Raw genomic sequence first — 17,468 nt, forward strand, 5'->3', positions numbered from 1 at the left:
CCACCCTGTCGAGCAACGACAGGCGGTAATTGTCTGATTAACTGGAGCGTTCTTAGAGCTTGTGGCTGCCCAAGGCGAGAAACCGTTGCGGGGAGATCCTTCGCAGCCGCGCGGCGAGCACGATGCCGATGATCAGGGCTGCGGGAATAATCGCGCAGAGGCTGTATGACAGCAGTTGGCTGGCACCGGTCAGCACGTCGAAATGCACCACCGCCAGCACCAGCACCAGGAACAGCGCCAGGCACGAGAAACCGGGCAGGATACGTCCGCGCAAGAGCCCGACGTTAAGCTCGGGATGGCGATGGAAGTAGACGCACACCGCCACAGAGGTCAGTGCCATCAACAAAATCACGCACAGCGTGGCCAGGTTGGACAGCCAGGCAAACAGTTGCAGGATCGGATCAGCATCCATCGCGGCGAAAATCAGTACGACCACCGCAGCGATCAGGCTCTGCAACGCCGAGCCCATATGCGGGCTCTGGTGCACGCGATGGGTCGTGCCCAGCAAACTGTGCAACAAACCGTCACGGCCGATGGCATAGAAGTAACGCGCTGCTGCGTTGTGAAAGGCCAACAGGCCGGCATAGATACTGACCATGAACAGCACGCGAATGATCTGGGTCAGTTGCGGCCCGACAAAGTGGTCGGACATGCCATAGATAAACGTGGTCGGGTCCTGCAAGGATTGCAGCAGCGGCACGATCTTGTCCGAACCCACGCCCACCACCATCGACCACACCGACAACGCGTAGAAACCACCGATCAGCAACACCGAACAGTAGGTGGCAATCGGAATACTGCGCTTGGGGTCCTTGGCCTCTTCGCCGTAGATGGTCGTGGCCTCGAAGCCGATAAAGGCAGCGAAACAGAACAGCAGGCCGATTGACGGCGTGCCACTGAACACATGGCTGCTGCTGAACGAGTCCAAGTTGATGCCGCTGTCGCCGCCGGACTTGAGAATGGCGAAGTCCAGGACCAGGATCGCCAGGTACTCGGCGATCACCACCACCGACAGCACCCGCGCCGACAGGTCAATCTTGCGATAGCCCAGGATCGCGATGCTCGCCATCGCCATCAGCGAGTAAGCCCACCAGGGCAACACCAGGCCGAAGGCGGCTTCCATGGTGCCGCTGACTACCCCGCCGAACATCCCATACAACCCGACCTGCAGGATGTTATAGGCAAACATCGCCAGCACCCCGGCGGCACCGCCCGCCAGGCCACCCAGGCCACGGGAGGTGAACGCATAAAAACCACCGGCATTGGTCACGTGGCGCGACATGGTGGTGTAGCCCACCGAGAACGCCAGCAGCACCAGCAAGGCGAGGATCAGCAAGGCCGGGGTACCGGCACCGTTGCCCAGCATGATGCCGATGGGGAAACCGCCGGCGATCACACTCAGCGGGCTCGCCGCCGAAATCACGAAAAAGATAATGAAGCCCACACCCAGGGCACCACGCTTGAGCTCCGTGGAGCTGTTGACCGGGATAGATACACTCATGTTGTTGACCTTATTCTATGAGGCAGTCGCTTTAGGGTTGGCCCGACCACACCGCATCGGCACCGGTTAGCGTTTTGTTTTAGTTGCGCGCTGAATTTGATCCTATGCCCGCCCTTGAGCCGCTCGCTATCCCAAATCGGTAGCATCCGAAGCCCCGCCCCAAAACAGGTCGAGGCGGCACGCTCAATCCCGGCGCAGTTGCCGATTTGGGATAGCCGCCTGGCCTGTCATGCCTGCAACCTAGCCTCAGCCGTGCTATGCCCGGATGCCGGCAACCAGAATAAGAATGAGGGCTCGCCCCCCAGCCCATCATCGCGAAGCCCACTTGTAGGACGCCCCGACCATGCATCTAGCTCACCTCACCATTCAATGGCGTATCACCCTGCTCAGCGGACTCTGCCTGCTGACAGTAGTGGCGGCCCTGATTGGCGCCAGCGCGTATCAGAATCAAGCCAGTGCAAAGCTGCTTAAAGAGCAGAGCAGCGAGTTGCTCGCCCACGCTGCGCTGGAGCGCTTGCAGGCCCAGGCCATGGCGCATGGCCAACAGGTGGAGCGTTTTTTCAGTGAAACCGCGCTGTATGGCGAAGGGTTTGCGCAACAGGTTCTGCAACTGCGCGAGCAAACGCTCAACGGTCGCCTGACGGTCGCGCAATTGCGCGAAGCCCTGATCAGCAGCGCCCGTGAAGCCCTGAAACAGCGCGAAAAAGTGCTCGGCCTGTACGTCATCATGCTGCCGGATGCGTTGGCCGGCACTGACGCCGCCTGGCGCGACCAACGCGCCATGGCAGGCAATGAAACCGGGCGCTTCGCGCTGTATTGGTCACAGAGTCAACCGGGGCAACTGGTGCAAGAGGTACTGAGCGAGGCACAAATCGCCGCGAACACCGCGCCCCCCGGCAGCGAACCGGGAAACGCCTGGTACGCTTGCCCTCAAGCACAAAGACGGGTGTGTGTGGTCGAGCCGTACACCATCGAAGTGGAAGGCCAGAAATCCCTGATGAGCAGCATTTCCATCCCCTTGATCGTCAACGGCAAAGTGCTCGGCGTGGTGGGCATGGATATTAGCCTCGACACCCTACAGAAGCTGGCCGCCGACCTCGGTCAGGACCTGTACCAGGGCAACAACGAAGTCACCATTATGTCGGCCGCGGGCCAAGTGGCAGGACGCAGCGGCAACGTCTCGGGGGACACGCTCGATATACGCCAGCCCCTTCAGCCCGTGGCGGGCAACCCGGCCTGGCAACTGGAGATCAAGGTTGCGCAAGCACGGGTGCAGGCGTCTGCCCGACTGATGCAAAGCGAACTGGACGCTAAAAGCCGCGAGGCCAACTGGCTCAACCTGGGCTTGGGCATTTTTGCCAGCATCCTGGGTATGCTGCTGATCTGGCTCGCCGCTTACGGCGTGACACGTCCATTGATCAAAATGGCCGAGCTGCTCGATGCCATTGTCGAAGGTGACGGCGACCTCACCCAGCGCCTGCCCGCCGGCAGGCGCGACGAGTTGGGGCATTTGGCCACTGGGGTCAATCGCTTCCTGGACACGTTGCAGCCCATTATTCGCGATATCCAGACCGCGTCGATGGACACCCGAAACAGCGCCGATACATCGTCAGGCATTGCCCGCGAAGTCAGTGTTGGCATGCAGCGTCAGTACCGCGAAGTCGAGCTGGCGGCGACCGCTTTGCACGAAATGAGCGCCAGCGCCCAGGAAGTGGCACGTCACTCCCACAGCGCCGCCAACGCAGCTACCACCGCAGAAAGCGCGAGCCGATCAGGCCAGGCGGTGTTCTCAACCGCCGAGCGCGGCATTGAGGCCCTTGATCAGCGCCTGGAAACCACCCTCCAAAAAGTCAACGCGCTGGCCCATAGCAGCGCCCAGATCGGCCAGGTACTGGACGTCATCGGGGTTATGCCGAGATAAGGCAAAAATTAGGACATTCGTTCTGTAAGTCGATGATTTGAAATGTCATTCTAGGCCTCATGACTTACTGATCAACCACCGTCTGGCTAGACGTCTATGCTGATGCTTTTGCCTCGCTTGGGGGATGTGTTCAATGGCATCGGTGGAAAGAACAGCCTACCCTAGCTTGCCCAGCCAGCTACCGGCCAAGGAGCTTCATCGAAGCTATTCCCTGTCTGATTCAGAGATCGAATGGGTCAACAACACCGCTAAGAGTCCAGCGCTATCGATTGGGCTGGCAATCCAGCTAAAGGTGTTCCAGCAGCTACACTATTTCGTTCCGTTCGAGGAACTACCTCAGGAACTCATTAGCCATGTCCGGCAATGCCTCCGCTACGGCGCACGAATAGCTCCGCGCTATAGCAACCCCCGCACCCTTTACCGGCACCAAGCAGCGGTACGGCAGTACCTGCAGGTTACCCCCTTCTACAGCAGCGACGGGCTAGCGGTTACTGAGCAGATCGCACGTGACTGCGCTGTAGTTCTTGAGCAGCGAGTCGATCTCATCAATGCCATGCTTGATGAGCTGATTCAGCGTGGCTATGAGCTTCCGGCTTATTCGACGCTCAACAACCTCGCAGAAACCGCCTTGGCGAGTGCCCAGGAAGTTACCTTCAACCTAGTCGTAACTCGCGCCCCAATCGAGGTGATCTACAAGCTGAAGGAGCTGCTCGAAACCGACTTCGGTCGGCGCCAAAGCGATTTCAATACGCTGAAACAGGCGCCTAAGAAGCCCTCCCGCAAGCACTTGGAAGTACTGATTGATCACTTGGCCTGGCTGGAAAGCTTCGGGAATCTCGACGCTATATTTGAGGGCATCGTCGATACCAAGATCCGCCACTTCGCTGCCCAGGCAGCAGCATCGGACGTCTCCGAGCTGAAGGACTGCTCGCTACCGAAGCGCTATACGCTGATGCTGGCTTTGATCTACCGCATGCGTGTGCGGACACGAGATCACCTGGCCGAGATGTTCATCCGACGGATTTCGACGATTCATAAACGCGCCAAGGAGGAGTTGGAGCAAATCCAGGCACGACAACGACAGAAGTTGGAGCAGTTGGCGGCGACCCTAGACGGCGTGGTGCAAATTCTGGTTCAAGAACCGGATGATCAGGAAGCAGGCAGCCTGATTCGGGAATACCTCTCCCCCGATGGCAATCTGGATCGGTTGCGTGAGACTTGCGCCGAAGTCCAAGCTACCGGCGGTAATAACTACCTGCCACTTATCTGGAAGCACTTCAGATCCCATCGCTCGCTATTGTTCCGTCTCAGCCATCTTCTCCAACTGGAGCCCACGACTCAGGATCGGTCGCTGACTCAGGCACTTCAACTGATCCAGGACAGCGAGAATCTACACCGCGAATGGATCGACGAGTACGTGGACTTGTCGTTCGCGTCGGAGCGCTGGGTCAAGGTCGTTCGCCGTCCTGCCAGTGAGGGGCCACCGACCAACCGGCGCTATCTGGAGGTTTGCGTTTTCTCTTACCTGGCCAGCGAGCTGCGATCCGGCGACATGTGCGTGCAAGGGTCGGAATCCTTCGCCGACTATCGCAAGCAATTGCTGCCCTGGGAAGAATGTCTCCAGCGACTACCGGCCTACTGCGAAAAAATGGGGCTGCCTGGTACAGCGAAGGAGTTTGTAGCCTCTCTCAAGGCCCAGCTTGAGGAAACAGCGCAGCAACTAGACGAGAAATTCCCATCATGCCGAGGGGACGTATCGATCAACGAAACCGGCGAGCCGGTTCTCCGCCGAGTGACCGCTCGAGATATCCCGCCTTCGGCTATCTCGCTACAGACTGCGCTCATGCAGCGCATGCCGGCCAGGCATGTGCTCGACATCATGGCCAACATCGAGCATTGGATTCAGTTCACTCGGCATTTCGGGCCGATGTCCGGTAACGAGCCGAAGCTAAAAGAGCCTGCCGAGCGCTACCTGATGACGATCTTCGCCATGGGCTGCAACCTAGGCCCTAACCAGGCCGCGCGGCATCTGGCCGGTAATGTAACGCCACACATGCTGTCCTACACGAATCGTCGTCACCTCTCGCTGGAGAAGCTGGACAAGGCCAACCGCGAGTTGGTGGAACTCTACCTACAACTTGATCTGCCCAAGCTCTGGGGCGATGGCAAGGCGGTGGCCGCGGACGGTACGCAGTTCGACTTCTATGACGACAATCTGCTGGCCGGCTACCACTTCCGCTACCGCAAAATGGGGGCTGTGGCCTACCGGCATGTGGCCAACAACTACATCGCCGTGTTCCAGCACTTCATCCCGCCGGGTATCTGGGAGGCGATCTATGTGATCGAGGGGCTACTCAAAGTAGACCTCAGCGTCGAACCCGATACGGTGTACTCGGACACCCAAGGGCAGTCGGCCACGGTGTTTGCCTTCACCCATCTGCTGGGCATCAACCTGATGCCGCGTATCCGCAACTGGCGCGACCTGGTGATGTGCCGGCCGGATCGCGGCGTATCATACAAGCACATCAACCGCCTGTTCACCGACACTGCCGACTGGCACCTGATCGAAACCCACTGGCAGGATCTGATGCAGGTCGCGCTATCAATCCAGGCCGGCAAAATCTCCTCGCCTATGCTGCTGCGAAAACTCGGTTCCTACAGCAGGCGCAACAAGCTCTACCACGCGGCACAGGCGCTGGGCAGCGTGATCCGCACGATATTCCTGCTCAACTGGATCGGTAGCCGCGAGCTGCGCCAGGAAGTCACGGCAAACACCAACAAGATCGAGTCCTACAACGGATTCTCCAAGTGGCTGTCCTTCGGCGGCGATGTGATTGCTGAGAACGATCCGGACGAGCAACAGAAGCGACTGCGCTACAACGACATGGTGGCCTCGTCGGTGATCCTGCAGAACACTGTGGACATGATGCGTATCCTGCAGAAACTGGCCCGCGAGGGCTGGCAGTTTACTGATGAGGACGTGTCGTTCCTAAGTCCCTACCTGACCAGCAACGTCAAACGCTTTGGCGAGTTCAACCTCAAGCTCAATCGGCCACCGGAGCCTTGGATCAAGGATTCGGTATTCCAGCAGGCTGCCGGCTTGCTACGAGTCAATACGGCCAGCAAGGCCGATGCCGAGGAGGCAACATGATTGAGGTTCCGCCGGCGTCTTTTCAGACTACTCCTTACGGCGAAGTGGATTCTGTAGCACTGGAAAGGCTGCGAGCGAACTTCGACACCACCCGGCTTCTGCAGTTGGTTGGCCGACTGGATGCATGTCTGGCAGAGTTGGGTGGAATTAATGACATGCGCGACGAGCTACTGCGGTTGCATGCAATGGCGCTGACGGTAATCGAGGGCGTCGTACCGACAGTCCCAACTGAGAATGTCAGCATTTGGGAAGCGGCCGAATCGGTACGGCTAGATCTCGAAACGCTGAGTTCTTGGATACGCATTGCTCAGATGACGATTGCACCGTTGGGTGATCTTGTTCCAGGCCATGAACGATAGCTGGCGTTGGGTTCAAGCCAAACTCGGTGCAGGTTTGAGTCCTGAAAAAGAAAAGCCGCCCGTAGGCGGCATAGTAAGAGGGGCACACGGATGAAACTGCAATATAGCTTGGGATCTCTGCATCGTCACGCTACCGTTCGGTATGCCGTTACTGGCATTACACTTTAAGCATATCGACTATCCAAGCCTTCATCGCACACAAGGCCAATGGACTTGTACTACAAGCTCCACCCTCAAGTGCAATCTTAAGTTGCTCTATATCGACTTGTTGCAAGTATCGTTCGGCATCGTCTAATCGCTGCTCACCGCCAAAGCCGCCACCGCGCATTTCAGCCAGAGCTTGCTCCTTGCTCCAGCCCTGATAAACGATGCGATATAGAGCCGCAATCAGGCCAGTTCTATTTTGTCCATGCTTACAGTGAATCAGCACAGAACCGAGCTCTTGTGACTGTCGAATGCTCCGTAATGCTGCGATCACATCCGTATCATCAACTCTGTCAGTATGGAATGGCAGGTGAATCTGGCGCATTTTTGGATCATGCAGCCAAGCTGAGTCGCTACGTTGATAGAAATTGATCACTGTCGTGACGCCCAGTTCTTTGAGCATCGGTTCAGCCTCATTATCAGGCAAGGCACTGCGATAGAGATTTGGCTGTATCCGATACAGGTTCAACCGCTCATCTAGCGGCTCCGCCCAACTCTGTGGCCGAGTCTCGCCAGCCAGGCTCTGAATTGTAGGCGCGGCACTCCAGGCCATGCTAACAGGCAGTGCTACCAATGCAGCGACCAATACCAGCGCTGCCAGGCACAGGCGAAGAAACCATAGAAGACCTTGCATCAGTTCTGTCTTCCCGCTAAATCAGGCGCAAGCTGAGACAGTTGCATTGGTTGTGGCGCTTTATAGAGAATCCACCGGTAGCACAGCACTCCGATCAGCCAGTCGAACAACAAGGTCCACAGGTTATGCGAGAGGAAATGCGCGCCCTGCATCATACGTCCTAGCGAAAACACGGCTCCCAGTCCCAACGCAACAACTAAAGCAATGCGAGCGGTGCGAGGACGCCTGTCGCGCAGTGCGAAAAACAGAGCCAACAGAGAGAACCCTGCCGAGGCATGCCCCCCTGGCCAACAGCGCCCTGGCTTTTCGGTTGGCGCGCGCTCACTAAGCAAAGGTGTAAAAGTTTCTGCTCCCCCGAACTCGCTCAAACTCCATGGACAGTGCACGCCAGTCATTGTTTTCAGCGGAGTGACAATACTGGTTGATAAAGCCAATGCCAGTACCAGGTAACCTAGTTGACGACGAAGGGGACTTAACCTGGTTGGCATAAGACTTAGTACGAAACCGAAAATGGCCATTACGCCCACGAAAATAACAGCTTGCTTCGCCCGGTCATGGAGTATGTCTTCCAGCCAGAAGCTGTGACGACCGATAAAGCCCTGGCCCGGCTCGTAAAACAGTTCTGCCAAAGCGAAATCAACTCCACTAGGGTCAAGCAACAACAGTAAGGCCATAAGCCCTAATGGAATACCTATCGCAAGACGGAAATCAAAGTACCGAGAAGCGCTTTCTGAGCGGTCGGCCGTCATTTCAGTAGCTCCAAATCAAAGCACCGCCAGGCGGTGCCTGTAATGCATGAGTGGGTTAACGCAGGCCCAACTTTTCATCTGGCAGTAACCCTGACCGCCAAGCTATAAGTCCCTTCTGAAAGGCATAGCTAGCACCCTGGTAGTAGGCGATATCGCGACGCAGCAGCCCGTCATCGGTGCCAATGATCGACTCATGGCTCAACCCCAATGCGTCTTCATGTTTGCGCATGCCACGCCTTGGACTGAGAATGGCCAGATTATTGCCATCGAACAGTCCTAGGTGCTGGTAGTTACCAACCAGAGCGCGCCCAGCAGTGCGATCCTCTCGCAGCACGTTGCGCCCGAAAAACGTTGAGACATAGTCGATATTGAGCATGCCCAACAAAGTTGGAGCCAGGTCGATCTGACTGACAACATCGGTGAACTCTCTAGGTTCGATATGTTCCGGAGCGTAAATAAACAGCGGGATGTGGTAGTTGGCCACCGGCAGATCTTCCTTACCGGCGCTGCCTGCAGTGTGATCGGCGACGAAGACGAACAGCGTGTCCTTGAACCAGGGTCTTTCCCGCACTTGGGCAAGGAGTTGGCCAATGGCGTAGTCGGTATACTTCACCGCTCCTTCGCGACCGTCACCGGAAGGTATGTCGATGCGACCTTCAGGGTAGGTATAGGGTCGATGATTTGAGGTGGTCATCAATTGCAGGAAGAAAGGTTTGCCGGCTGCATGGTCGGCATCTGCAATTTTGAGGGCTTGTTTATAGAGGTCTTCATCCGACATGCCCCAGGCGTTTTTGAAAGCAATATCCGCCTCGGCCACGCTGCTTTGGTCAACGATGCGATAGCCGTTGCCGCCAAAAAAAGCATTCATGTTGTCGAAGTAACCACGCCCGCCGTAGAGAAATGCACTGTCATACCCTTGGGCGGCGAACTGCTGACCTAGACTTGCATAACCAGCTTCACGACCAATACGCTTGACGATCGAACGCCCCGGCGTTGGTGGAATAGACAGGGTGATGGCTTCTAGGCCACGGTCAGTTCGGGTACCCGTGGCGTAAAAGTTACTGAATGCCAGACTCTGCTTGCGTAGCGCGTCCAGATTCGGGGTCAATCCGCGGTTGTCACCGAAACTGCCCAAGTATTTGGCACTCAAACTCTCGATGGTCACCAGTACTACGTTCAGGCGTTTTGGTTGCCCTGGATTATCGATTTCACGGCGAATGTCTAGCGGATCACTGCCTATGAAACGGGCATTGGGCTCGCTCACCTCGCTTCGCAACAACCCGGCGACTTCGGACTCCGGCAGGGTCGAGTAAAACTGCTGGTAGTCCAGTTCGTTATTCCGAAACGCAGCAAAGAACTGGAAAGGCCCATTGCTCGCCAGCTCGCGCTGATAGGCATTACCACCTATTCCACGGGGGGAGTTCTGCCCAACAAAAGCGCTACTAAGCCCGGCCAGCAAGAGCAAAACACCCAGACTATATAAAGCTTGCTTAGGTGCCATGCGTGGGGCATCCAAGGCAGCTGCTAGGGGGCGGCGAAGGATGAATGTCAGACCAATGGCCAAGATGGCGAGCAATGCCAGTAAGGGGTAAATCGGGTAGGACTCAAGAATGTTGTTGATCACCTCCTCGGAGTACACCAGGTAGTCGACGGCGATGAAATTGAAGCGTACGCCGAATTCGTCCCAAAACAGCCATTCCGCAACAGCAGTGAACAGCATGACGAATAGACTGAGGGCCATGGCGCTGGCCATAAACTTTTTGTGCCAGCGCTGCTGCCAAATCGCGCGCGGGCAAAGCAGCAGGTAAAGCGCCATTGGCAAGGTCGCGTAAAGCAGGAAGCTCAAGTCGTAGATCATCCCTATGGCATACAAGCCCATAAGGTTCGAAATGCTGATATTCGCATCTGCCAGGTGGCTAACCAGCAACAGGCTCCGAGTCAGAGTGAATACCGTTAGCCACGCCAGCACGACGATGGATAAGTAGCGAATTTGCGCATAATGAAGCTGGGGCATCGTATGATCCTTTTTGGATGAACGGGCCGCAGTCTGCATTTGCCTCTGTTAGTAGCCTGTCAAAGCGACGTGAAAAAAGCGTCAAAATCAAAGAGTAATCAGCCGATGCGTATTCTGGTCATCGAAGACAACCGCGACATCCTGGCCAATGTGCTGGACTACCGGTCGCGGTAGGAACGGCAGTTACCTGCCGCCCCCCGCACAGATCCGTACGTGCGGAACTACCGCATACGGCTCCTGCCTCGGGTATGTGACGCAAAGCGATCCTCAGGGTAAGGATGTGCATTTCTAGGTCTCGGGATGTAGAGATCGGCAAGGCGTCCGTACCGTGACCATTGAAGCCGATTACGCTGGCTGCGTCGCTTAAGGGCTTGCCGCCAGAGACGGCATACCGCCAAACGAAAACCGCTAAGACGTATCAGGTTCCCCGGTACCGCGTGGTAATTGAAGTAACCGCTCACCACACGTTTGAGCCATTGCCCTTGAACCCGGACAAGGTCATGACGCCGGCGACTCAACTCCTCACGGATAGCAAGAAGCGTCGCACGCATACGCTTTTTGACAGTCAGTCGCAGTACTTGGAAGTCACCGCGTCGGCTGACACTACAACAGTGGGTGAAACCCAGAAAATCAAAAGTCTCCGGTTTTCTCAAACCTCGTTTCCTGCGATTCGTCACAGCAAAACGACCAAACTCGATCAGTCGTGTTTTCAAGGCGTTGAGCGATAGGCCGAACCTGGCCAACCGTTCCTGCAACTGCACCAGAAACTGCTGGGCCTGCACTTTCGTCCTGAACCCCACCACACTGTCATCCGCGTAGCGCACGACAATCACATCGCCACGGGCGTGGCGCTCGCGCCACTGCCTTGCCCATAGATCCAGCACGTAGTGAAGATAGATATTCGCCAGCAGCGGCGATATCACTGCGCCTTGGGGCGTCCCCTTGGTCGCAGCCACCCTACGGCCATCCTCCACAACGCCCGCTTGAAGCCATTTGCAGATAAGCCCGAGCAAGCGCCGGTCTGCAATTCGGTGTCCCAGAAACATCAGCATCCATTCATGGTCGATCTCATCAAAGAACGACGTGATATCCGCATCAAGTATCCAGTTCACCTTTTGGCTTTTCAGCGCGACCGTTAACGCAGCCAGCGCATCGTGCTGACTGCGGCCCGGTCGAAACCCATACGAGAATCCAAGAAAGTCCTCTTCATAGATCGCATTCAGAACGGTAACAACCGCCTGCTGTACAATCTTGTCCTCCAAAGAGTCAATGCCCAACGGGCGCTGCCTGCCATCGGCTTTGGGAATGTACACCCGCCGCGATGGCGTTGCCCGATAGGCTCCACTGTGGAGCCTTGCGTGCAAATCGGTCACCCGCTGGAGAAGACCTTCCTCATATTCTCGCCACGACATGCCGTCCACGCCCACCGCTGCATCGCGGCGCAAGGCATAGAAGCTCTGCGCCAATAACTGCGGTGTGATGTGGTGCAGCAATGCCGTGAACTGCATGCCCTTGTTCCTTCGGGCTGCTTCACGTACACCTTCAAGTCCCATCGACGCGCAACTGATCCGACTCTGTGTCCGGGGCGCGGGGGACGTGTCGGTGTTTCCCTTGGCTACGTCCCTTTCCTCCACTATCTCCGCAGGGCTTGGCCCCTTGTTCGATGGCTTCTCAGGTACTACGGACGTATCCGACTTCTCAGCGACGTAGGCAGCAGGGTTACGGCTTTTGGCCTTTCCTCCTCCGCCCGGTGCTTGCGCACCGGGCACCGCTGAGATCTCCCAGTTTCTGTGCAAAGGACTTCCCGACGTGCACAGGGTCTCCGACCGCGCGGGATCAGAGCATGACTGGCGTATAACGCCATGCTCCGTATTGCCTTCTGCTTCGGTTAACAGCATCGGCATCCCGAATTCCTGATTACGCGGCTCAATGGCTGGCCCATCGGTTTCCCCTGTCAACGCTTCACCCTGCACCTCACGGTGCAACATGCATGACTCGGGGTCTGGTTGATTCGCCATTTCTTACCAGTATCGAACTTTCATCGACTATCCTCTGCCAGCTTTAACTGGCGCTCTAACCGTCCGGCCAGCACCCTCTCCTGACAGCCCTCCAAATTAGCCAAGATAGTGGACACCATTTTTTTGTGGACACTATCTTGGATACTGTTGCCCCAGCCCGTCGAACTGGCCGCCGCCCCAACTTCTCGCTGGCGTTCAAACGCCAAGTCGTCGAGGCGACCCTCCAGCCTGGCGCCTCCGTGTCGTTGATCGCTCGTGAGCATGACGTCAATGCCAACCTGGTGTTTCGCTGGCGGCATCAATATCAGGAAGGGGTATTCGGTACCGTCAGCCAGAGCGCAACGCTTTTGCCCGTCCAGGTGATGGAGGCGCCAATCGATCTGCCGCGCGTCGTCCAGCCACAGGCGGAGTGTCATTCCGAGATCGCAGTTGAGGTCGGAAAAGCCAAGCTGCGTATCATGGGCGCACCCGATCCGCAGACGCTGCAATTCGTCTTGCAGCAGTTGCTGCGATGATTGCCCCGCCCGCTGGAACCCGTATCTGGATCGCCGCCGGCGTCACGGATATGCGCCGTGGCTTCGATGGTTTAGCGGCACTGGTGCAGACACAGTTGGAAGCCGACCCGTTTTCCGGTCAGATCTTTGCCTTTCGCGGACGGCGCGGTGACCGGATCAAGCTGTTGTGGTGGGATGGCGACGGCTTGTGTCTGTTTTGCAAACGGTTGGAACAAGGGCGCTTCGTCTGGCCGCAAGCAACCAGCGGCAGCGTGTCGCTGACGCCTGCGCAGTTATCGATGCTGTTGGAAGGCATTGATTGGCGCAGGCCAATTCGTACAGCGCCTGTCCTCGCGGTCTGACTTGCCGCGCTGAAAAAATCCCCAGTAACATGCGCTCATGACTCTCGTGACCGACTCCCTGCCGAACGATCTTCAAGCCTTGAAGACTCTGGTCTCTGCCCAGCGGGCAGAGATTGAGCGCTTGAAAATGATGATCGCCAAGCTGCGTCGTACGCAGTTCGGTCGCAGCTCCGAGCAACTGGACGCAATGATCGATCAACTCCAGTTGAGCCTTGAAGAGCTGCAAGTCAGCCAAGCCGAAATGACACCGCCAGTCGAACCGGCCCCTCGCGCAGTTTCGCGCCGCAAACCATTGCCCGAACACCTGCCTCGCGAAACTCACGTGCATCAGCCCGAGTCGCAATGCACGGGCTGCGGTGGGAAGCTTCGCTATTTGGGTGAGGATGTGTCCGAAGTGCTGGAGTACGTTCCGGCACGTTTCAAAGTTATTTGCCATGTCCGTCCGAAGTGGGTCTGTCGCTGCTGCGAGCACATCGCCCAGGTGCCGGCGCCGAGTCGTCCGATAGCCCGAGGCCTTGCAGGCCCGGGGTTGTTGGCCCATGTGCTGGTCTCCAAGTTTGTCGATCATCTGCCGCTGTACCGGCAGTCCGAGATCTACGCCCGTGAGGGCGTGGAGCTGGAGCGCTCAACCCTGGCCGACTGGGTGGGCCAGAGCAGTCAATTGCTCAGGCCGCTGATCAACGCCCTTGAGCACCACGTCATGAGCGGTCACAAAGTCCATGCAGACGACACGCCGATTGGCGTGCTCGCGCCGGGCAGCGGCAAGACCAAAACGGCTCGCCTGTGGACATACGTGCGGGACGACCGACCTGCGGGTGACTCGACACCGGCGGCAGTTTGGTTTGCCTACTCGCCGGATCGCAAGGGGCAACATCCGCGCGCTCATCTCAAGGGCTTTAGCGGGATCTTGCAGGCTGACGGCTACGCCGGTTTTGCTCAGCTGTATGCGACGGGCACTATTGAGGAAGCTGCATGCTGGGCTCACGCCCGGCGCAAGTTTTACGATGTCTACAAAGACTTGGCTTCACCCCTTGCCGCCGAGGCGCTGCAACGGATTGCAGCCCTGTATGCCATCGAAAGCGAGATCCGAGGGCAGCCGCCCAACCTGCGAAAAACGGTTCGGCAAAGTCGGGCCAGTCCGCTGCTGGAGCACCTGCACGCATGGCTTAATCAGACGCTGACTCAACTGTCGAAAAAGTCGGCATTGGGCGGTGCAATCCTCTATGCCCTCAACCGGTGGCAGGCCTTAACGCGCTACTGCAATGACGGCCGAATCGAAATCGACAACAACGCCGCCGAACGGGCGCTACGCGCCGTCGCGCTGGGCCGCAAAAACTACCTGTTTGCCGGTTCCGATGCCGGCGGAGAACGAGCCGCTGCGATTTACAGCCTGGTGGGTACTGCCAAGCTAAACGGGTTAAACCCACAGGCCTATCTGGCCTACGTACTTGAGCACATTGCCGAACACCCGATCAATCGGGTGAGCGAGTTGCTGCCTTGGAACATTTCTTTGAATCACACTGAACACTGCGAGGCCGCCTGATCCATGGTTAAAACTGTCCGTTTACCCAAACCCGCCCCCGACCTGTTACTGCTGCACATCGAGCTGAAGTGGATCACTCCGAAGATTTGGCGTCGGTTCGCAGTGCCTGAAAACATCACCTTGGGCAAGCTGCACCATGTCATCCAGGTCGTGATGGGATGGAGTGATAGCCATCTACATGAGTTTGAAATTGCCGGTGAGAACTACGGCATGCCCGACCCTGATGGTTGGGGGCCGACGGTGAACCCGGAAGCCCGTAAAACGCTGATCAAGGCGCTGAGCGGAAAGCGGACATTCAATTATCTCTACGACTTTGGTGACAGCTGGCATCACAGTATCAAGGTCGAAAAAACGCTACCCGCTGTTGCCTGTCCTCAGGTGCCGTACTGCATCGACGGCGCCAATGCTTGCCCACCGGAAGACGTGGGTGGCGGACCTGGTTACGAGGAGTTTCTGGAGGCGATGGGCAACCCCGATCATCCAGAGCATGACGCCATGGTTGAATGGCATGGCGATGTTTTTGATCCGGTGACATTTGAGTGCGAGCGCGTGAACCAGTGGTTTAAACGGATTAAGGTTTGAGTTGCAAGGCGGTGTAGCTCGGACGCTTACGGACTACCTGCAGCTAAAGGGCTTCGGCGTCGACTGCGCGCAGGATGGCTTGAGCGGCTTACACCTAGCCAGCACGGGGCACTACGATTTGATCGTGCTTGACATCATGCTGCCGGGCATCGACGGTTATCAGGTGTGCAAACGCCTGCGTGAGGATGGCCAGAGCGAGGTACCAATCCTTATGCTGACTGCCCGTGATGCGCTTGACGACCGGCTGCACGGCCTCAACGTCGGAGCTGACGACTATCTGATCAAACCCTTTGCCCTATCCGAGTTAGTCGCGCGTATCGAGGCGATCCTGCGCCGCAGCCAAGGCAGCCGAAAACGCCAATTGAAAGTAGCGGATCTGATCTATGACTTAGATACGTTGCATGTCAGTCGAGCAGGCCGACCGCTCAAGCTGAATCCCATTGGTCTAAAGTTATTAGCTGTGTTGATGCAGAAAAGCCCGGCCGTGGTACGCCGCGAAGTACTGGAGGAAGCGCTCTGGGGAGATGACTGCCCCGATAGCGATAGCTTGAGAAGCCATATCCACCAACTCCGTCAGGTTCTCGATAAACCCTTCAATACAGAGCTGCTGCATACTCAGCATGGTGTTGGTTACCGCCTTGCGGAGAAAACTGATGGTATCTAAACAACCTTTTGCACGGCGCATCCTGCTTGCCTTTGTATTGATGACCGTAATGGTAAGCGGCATCTTTTCCATAGGCATCGTAGCGGTGGTGCACTTTGTCGAAGAACATCTGGTTTCCGAGGAGTTACAGCGGGAACTGAATACCGTGCTGCACCAGGATATCAATCGAGGTCGGCCACCACGTTTGGACTCTAGTACCCGATTTTTCGCCTCTAGCCATTCCGAATATGCCATTCCCGAGCAGTATGCAAATCTGGAAGAAGGCTTCAATGAGGTCGTCGATGGCAATGAGGCGTTCTATGTCTATGTCCAGGAAATCAACAATCAGACCTATCTATTGGTGCAAGAACAACACGAGTTCGAGGCCCGTGAGCAAGTTCTATTCGATGTTGTACTAGCAGGCTTTCTACTGACCATCGCAGCCGCATGGGGGCTCGGGCTAGTCATGGCGCGTAAGGTGATGGCGCCCATCAGTCGCTTGGCTCAGCAGGTGCGTCATCGCGACCAATTGCACTCTTTGGCTCCGCCACTTGCTCCCGATTACCCTGATGACGAAATTGGTCAACTGGCAGCTGCCTTTGACAGCACGTTGGGCCAAGTGCGTCAGTCACTGGAGCGTGAACGGCTATTCACCAGTGATGTCAGCCATGAATTGCGCACCCCACTCATGATCATTGCCACTTCCTGTGAGTTGCTTGCAGAGGTGAAGCTTGAGCAGCGCGAGCGTGTGCAGATTGAACGTATAGACCGGGCTTGCAAGGAGATGCGCGAGCTGGTCCAGACCTTCCTGCAACTAGCCAGAGATAAAGCTAATGAGACAGCCTTTGTCGCGAGTAGCAGTTTAGCCAAGGTGGCCACCGAGCAAGCCGAGCGTTGGGGCCCAATGCTCGGAGAAAAAAACTGGATTTCCAGTGCATTGAAGAGGGTACGGATGATGGTCGCTACAATCCTACTTTTCTCAACGCGGTGATGGCCAACCGTATGCGTCCGGGCAACACGTCTTGCGTGATTAAACCGGCTGCCACTTATGCGGAAGCAGCTGCTCGATTTCACTCGCCCGCTGCGTCGGTAGACGCGTGAGAACATCCTTTAGATAGGCGTACGGATCATGGCCATTCAGCCGCGCAGACTGGATCAAGCTCATGATCGCCGCCGCCCTTTTTCCGCTGCGTAACGACCCGGCGAAGAGCCAGTTCTTGCGTCCAAGGGCCCATGGTCGGATCTGGTTGTCGGGTAGTCAGACGCGGTTGCCCGCGTCCAACCCCCTAAGAA

General features: G+C 57.0%; 12 protein-coding genes and 3 pseudogenes. 9 read left to right on the top strand and 6 right to left on the bottom strand.

Annotation, left to right across the window (positions count from 1 at the left end; genetic code table 11):
- Positions 1-52: 52 nt before the first annotated feature.
- Positions 53-1,501: an APC family permease gene (locus ACODSV_RS22860; protein ID WP_454843657.1), complete on the bottom strand. Its 1,449-nt coding sequence runs from the start codon at positions 1,499-1,501 to the stop codon at positions 53-55.
- A 343-nt stretch (positions 1,502-1,844) separates the two neighbouring features.
- Here ACODSV_RS22860 and ACODSV_RS22865 point away from each other — a divergent pair.
- From ACODSV_RS22865 to tnpC (ACODSV_RS22875), 3 genes and pseudogenes are all read left to right on the top strand, one after another.
- Positions 1,845-3,404 (top strand): annotated as a pseudogene (locus tag ACODSV_RS22865) (methyl-accepting chemotaxis protein); the annotation flags it as partial.
- A 151-nt stretch (positions 3,405-3,555) separates the two neighbouring features.
- A complete protein-coding gene (locus ACODSV_RS22870; RefSeq protein WP_034138742.1) occupies positions 3,556-6,573 on the top strand; it encodes a Tn3 family transposase in 3,018 nt (1,005 codons plus the stop codon).
- Positions 6,570-6,932 carry a Tn3 family transposase post-transcriptional regulator TnpC gene (gene tnpC / locus ACODSV_RS22875; protein WP_034138743.1) on the top strand — a complete coding sequence of 121 codons (363 nt, stop codon included), beginning with the start codon at positions 6,570-6,572 and terminating at the stop codon, positions 6,930-6,932. Before ACODSV_RS22870 ends, tnpC (ACODSV_RS22875) begins: the two co-directional genes overlap by 4 nt.
- Positions 6,933-7,089: 157 nt before the next feature.
- Here tnpC (ACODSV_RS22875) and ACODSV_RS22880 read toward each other — a convergent pair whose 3' ends face one another.
- The 4 genes from ACODSV_RS22880 to ltrA form a co-directional block, all read right to left on the bottom strand.
- Complete coding sequence (locus ACODSV_RS22880) at positions 7,090-7,770, bottom strand: dual specificity protein phosphatase family protein (protein WP_023082845.1); 681 nt, start codon at positions 7,768-7,770, stop codon at positions 7,090-7,092.
- Complete coding sequence (locus ACODSV_RS22885; protein ID WP_034138744.1) at positions 7,770-8,519, bottom strand: phosphatase PAP2 family protein; 750 nt, start codon at positions 8,517-8,519, stop codon at positions 7,770-7,772. Before ACODSV_RS22885 ends, ACODSV_RS22880 begins: the two co-directional genes overlap by 1 nt.
- A 55-nt stretch (positions 8,520-8,574) precedes the next feature.
- Positions 8,575-10,533 (bottom strand): LTA synthase family protein, encoded by a 1,959-nt coding sequence (locus ACODSV_RS22890; RefSeq protein WP_023082848.1) that lies wholly within the window; start codon positions 10,531-10,533, stop codon positions 8,575-8,577.
- A 221-nt stretch (positions 10,534-10,754) separates the two neighbouring features.
- Complete coding sequence (ltrA, locus tag ACODSV_RS22895; RefSeq protein ID WP_173668939.1) at positions 10,755-12,041, bottom strand: group II intron reverse transcriptase/maturase; 1,287 nt, start codon at positions 12,039-12,041, stop codon at positions 10,755-10,757.
- A 647-nt stretch (positions 12,042-12,688) separates the two neighbouring features.
- On the opposite strand from ltrA, the gene tnpA reads away from it, so the two are divergent.
- The 6 genes and pseudogenes from tnpA to ACODSV_RS22925 all read left to right on the top strand — a co-directional run.
- The gene (tnpA, locus tag ACODSV_RS22900; protein ID WP_158276045.1) at positions 12,689-13,066 is read left to right on the top strand and encodes an IS66-like element accessory protein TnpA; all 378 of its coding nucleotides are present in this window, start codon (positions 12,689-12,691) and stop codon (positions 13,064-13,066) included.
- On the top strand, positions 13,063-13,407 hold the full coding sequence (gene tnpB, locus ACODSV_RS22905; RefSeq protein ID WP_034138746.1) for an IS66 family insertion sequence element accessory protein TnpB: 345 nt from the start codon (positions 13,063-13,065) through the stop codon (positions 13,405-13,407). The genes tnpA and tnpB overlap by 4 nt, the downstream gene beginning before the upstream one ends.
- Positions 13,408-13,444: 37 nt before the next feature.
- Positions 13,445-14,950, top strand: a complete 1,506-nt coding sequence (tnpC, locus tag ACODSV_RS22910; protein WP_169897758.1) for an IS66 family transposase — start codon at positions 13,445-13,447, stop codon at positions 14,948-14,950.
- 3 nt (positions 14,951-14,953) lie between these two features.
- Positions 14,954-15,532: a plasmid pRiA4b ORF-3 family protein gene (locus ACODSV_RS22915; RefSeq protein ID WP_034138748.1), complete on the top strand. Its 579-nt coding sequence runs from the start codon at positions 14,954-14,956 to the stop codon at positions 15,530-15,532.
- 1 nt (position 15,533) lies between these two features.
- Positions 15,534-16,196: a response regulator transcription factor gene (locus ACODSV_RS22920; protein ID WP_034138749.1), complete on the top strand. Its 663-nt coding sequence runs from the start codon at positions 15,534-15,536 to the stop codon at positions 16,194-16,196.
- Positions 16,186-17,183: pseudogene (locus tag ACODSV_RS22925) on the top strand (sensor histidine kinase); the annotation flags it as partial. The gene ACODSV_RS22920 and the pseudogene ACODSV_RS22925, both read left to right, overlap by 11 nt.
- A gap of 22 nt (positions 17,184-17,205) precedes the next feature.
- On the opposite strand, the pseudogene ACODSV_RS22930 reads toward ACODSV_RS22925, so the two are convergent.
- Positions 17,206-17,427: pseudogene (locus ACODSV_RS22930) on the bottom strand (transposase domain-containing protein); the annotation flags it as partial.
- Positions 17,428-17,468: the final 41 nt, after the last annotated feature.

This window comes from Pseudomonas sp. FG86 (genome assembly GCF_057808775.1).

Excerpts from the sequence above, each read along its gene's own strand:
- tnpC (WP_169897758.1), top strand. The coding sequence starts at position 13,445 with ATGACTCTCGTGACCGACTCCCTGCCGAACGATCTTCAAGCCTTGAAG.
- ACODSV_RS22890 (WP_023082848.1), bottom strand. The coding sequence starts at position 10,533 with ATGCCCCAGCTTCATTATGCGCAAATTCGCTACTTATCCATCGTCGTG.
- tnpC (WP_034138743.1), top strand. The coding sequence starts at position 6,570 with ATGATTGAGGTTCCGCCGGCGTCTTTTCAGACTACTCCTTACGGCGAA.
- ACODSV_RS22880 (WP_023082845.1), bottom strand. The coding sequence starts at position 7,770 with ATGCAAGGTCTTCTATGGTTTCTTCGCCTGTGCCTGGCAGCGCTGGTA.
- ltrA (WP_173668939.1), bottom strand. The coding sequence starts at position 12,041 with ATGCAGTTCACGGCATTGCTGCACCACATCACACCGCAGTTATTGGCG.
- tnpB (WP_034138746.1), top strand. The coding sequence starts at position 13,063 with ATGATTGCCCCGCCCGCTGGAACCCGTATCTGGATCGCCGCCGGCGTC.
- ACODSV_RS22860 (WP_454843657.1), bottom strand. The coding sequence starts at position 1,501 with ATGAGTGTATCTATCCCGGTCAACAGCTCCACGGAGCTCAAGCGTGGT.
- ACODSV_RS22915 (WP_034138748.1), top strand. The coding sequence starts at position 14,954 with ATGGTTAAAACTGTCCGTTTACCCAAACCCGCCCCCGACCTGTTACTG.
- ACODSV_RS22870 (WP_034138742.1), top strand. The coding sequence starts at position 3,556 with ATGGCATCGGTGGAAAGAACAGCCTACCCTAGCTTGCCCAGCCAGCTA.
- ACODSV_RS22885 (WP_034138744.1), bottom strand. The coding sequence starts at position 8,519 with ATGACGGCCGACCGCTCAGAAAGCGCTTCTCGGTACTTTGATTTCCGT.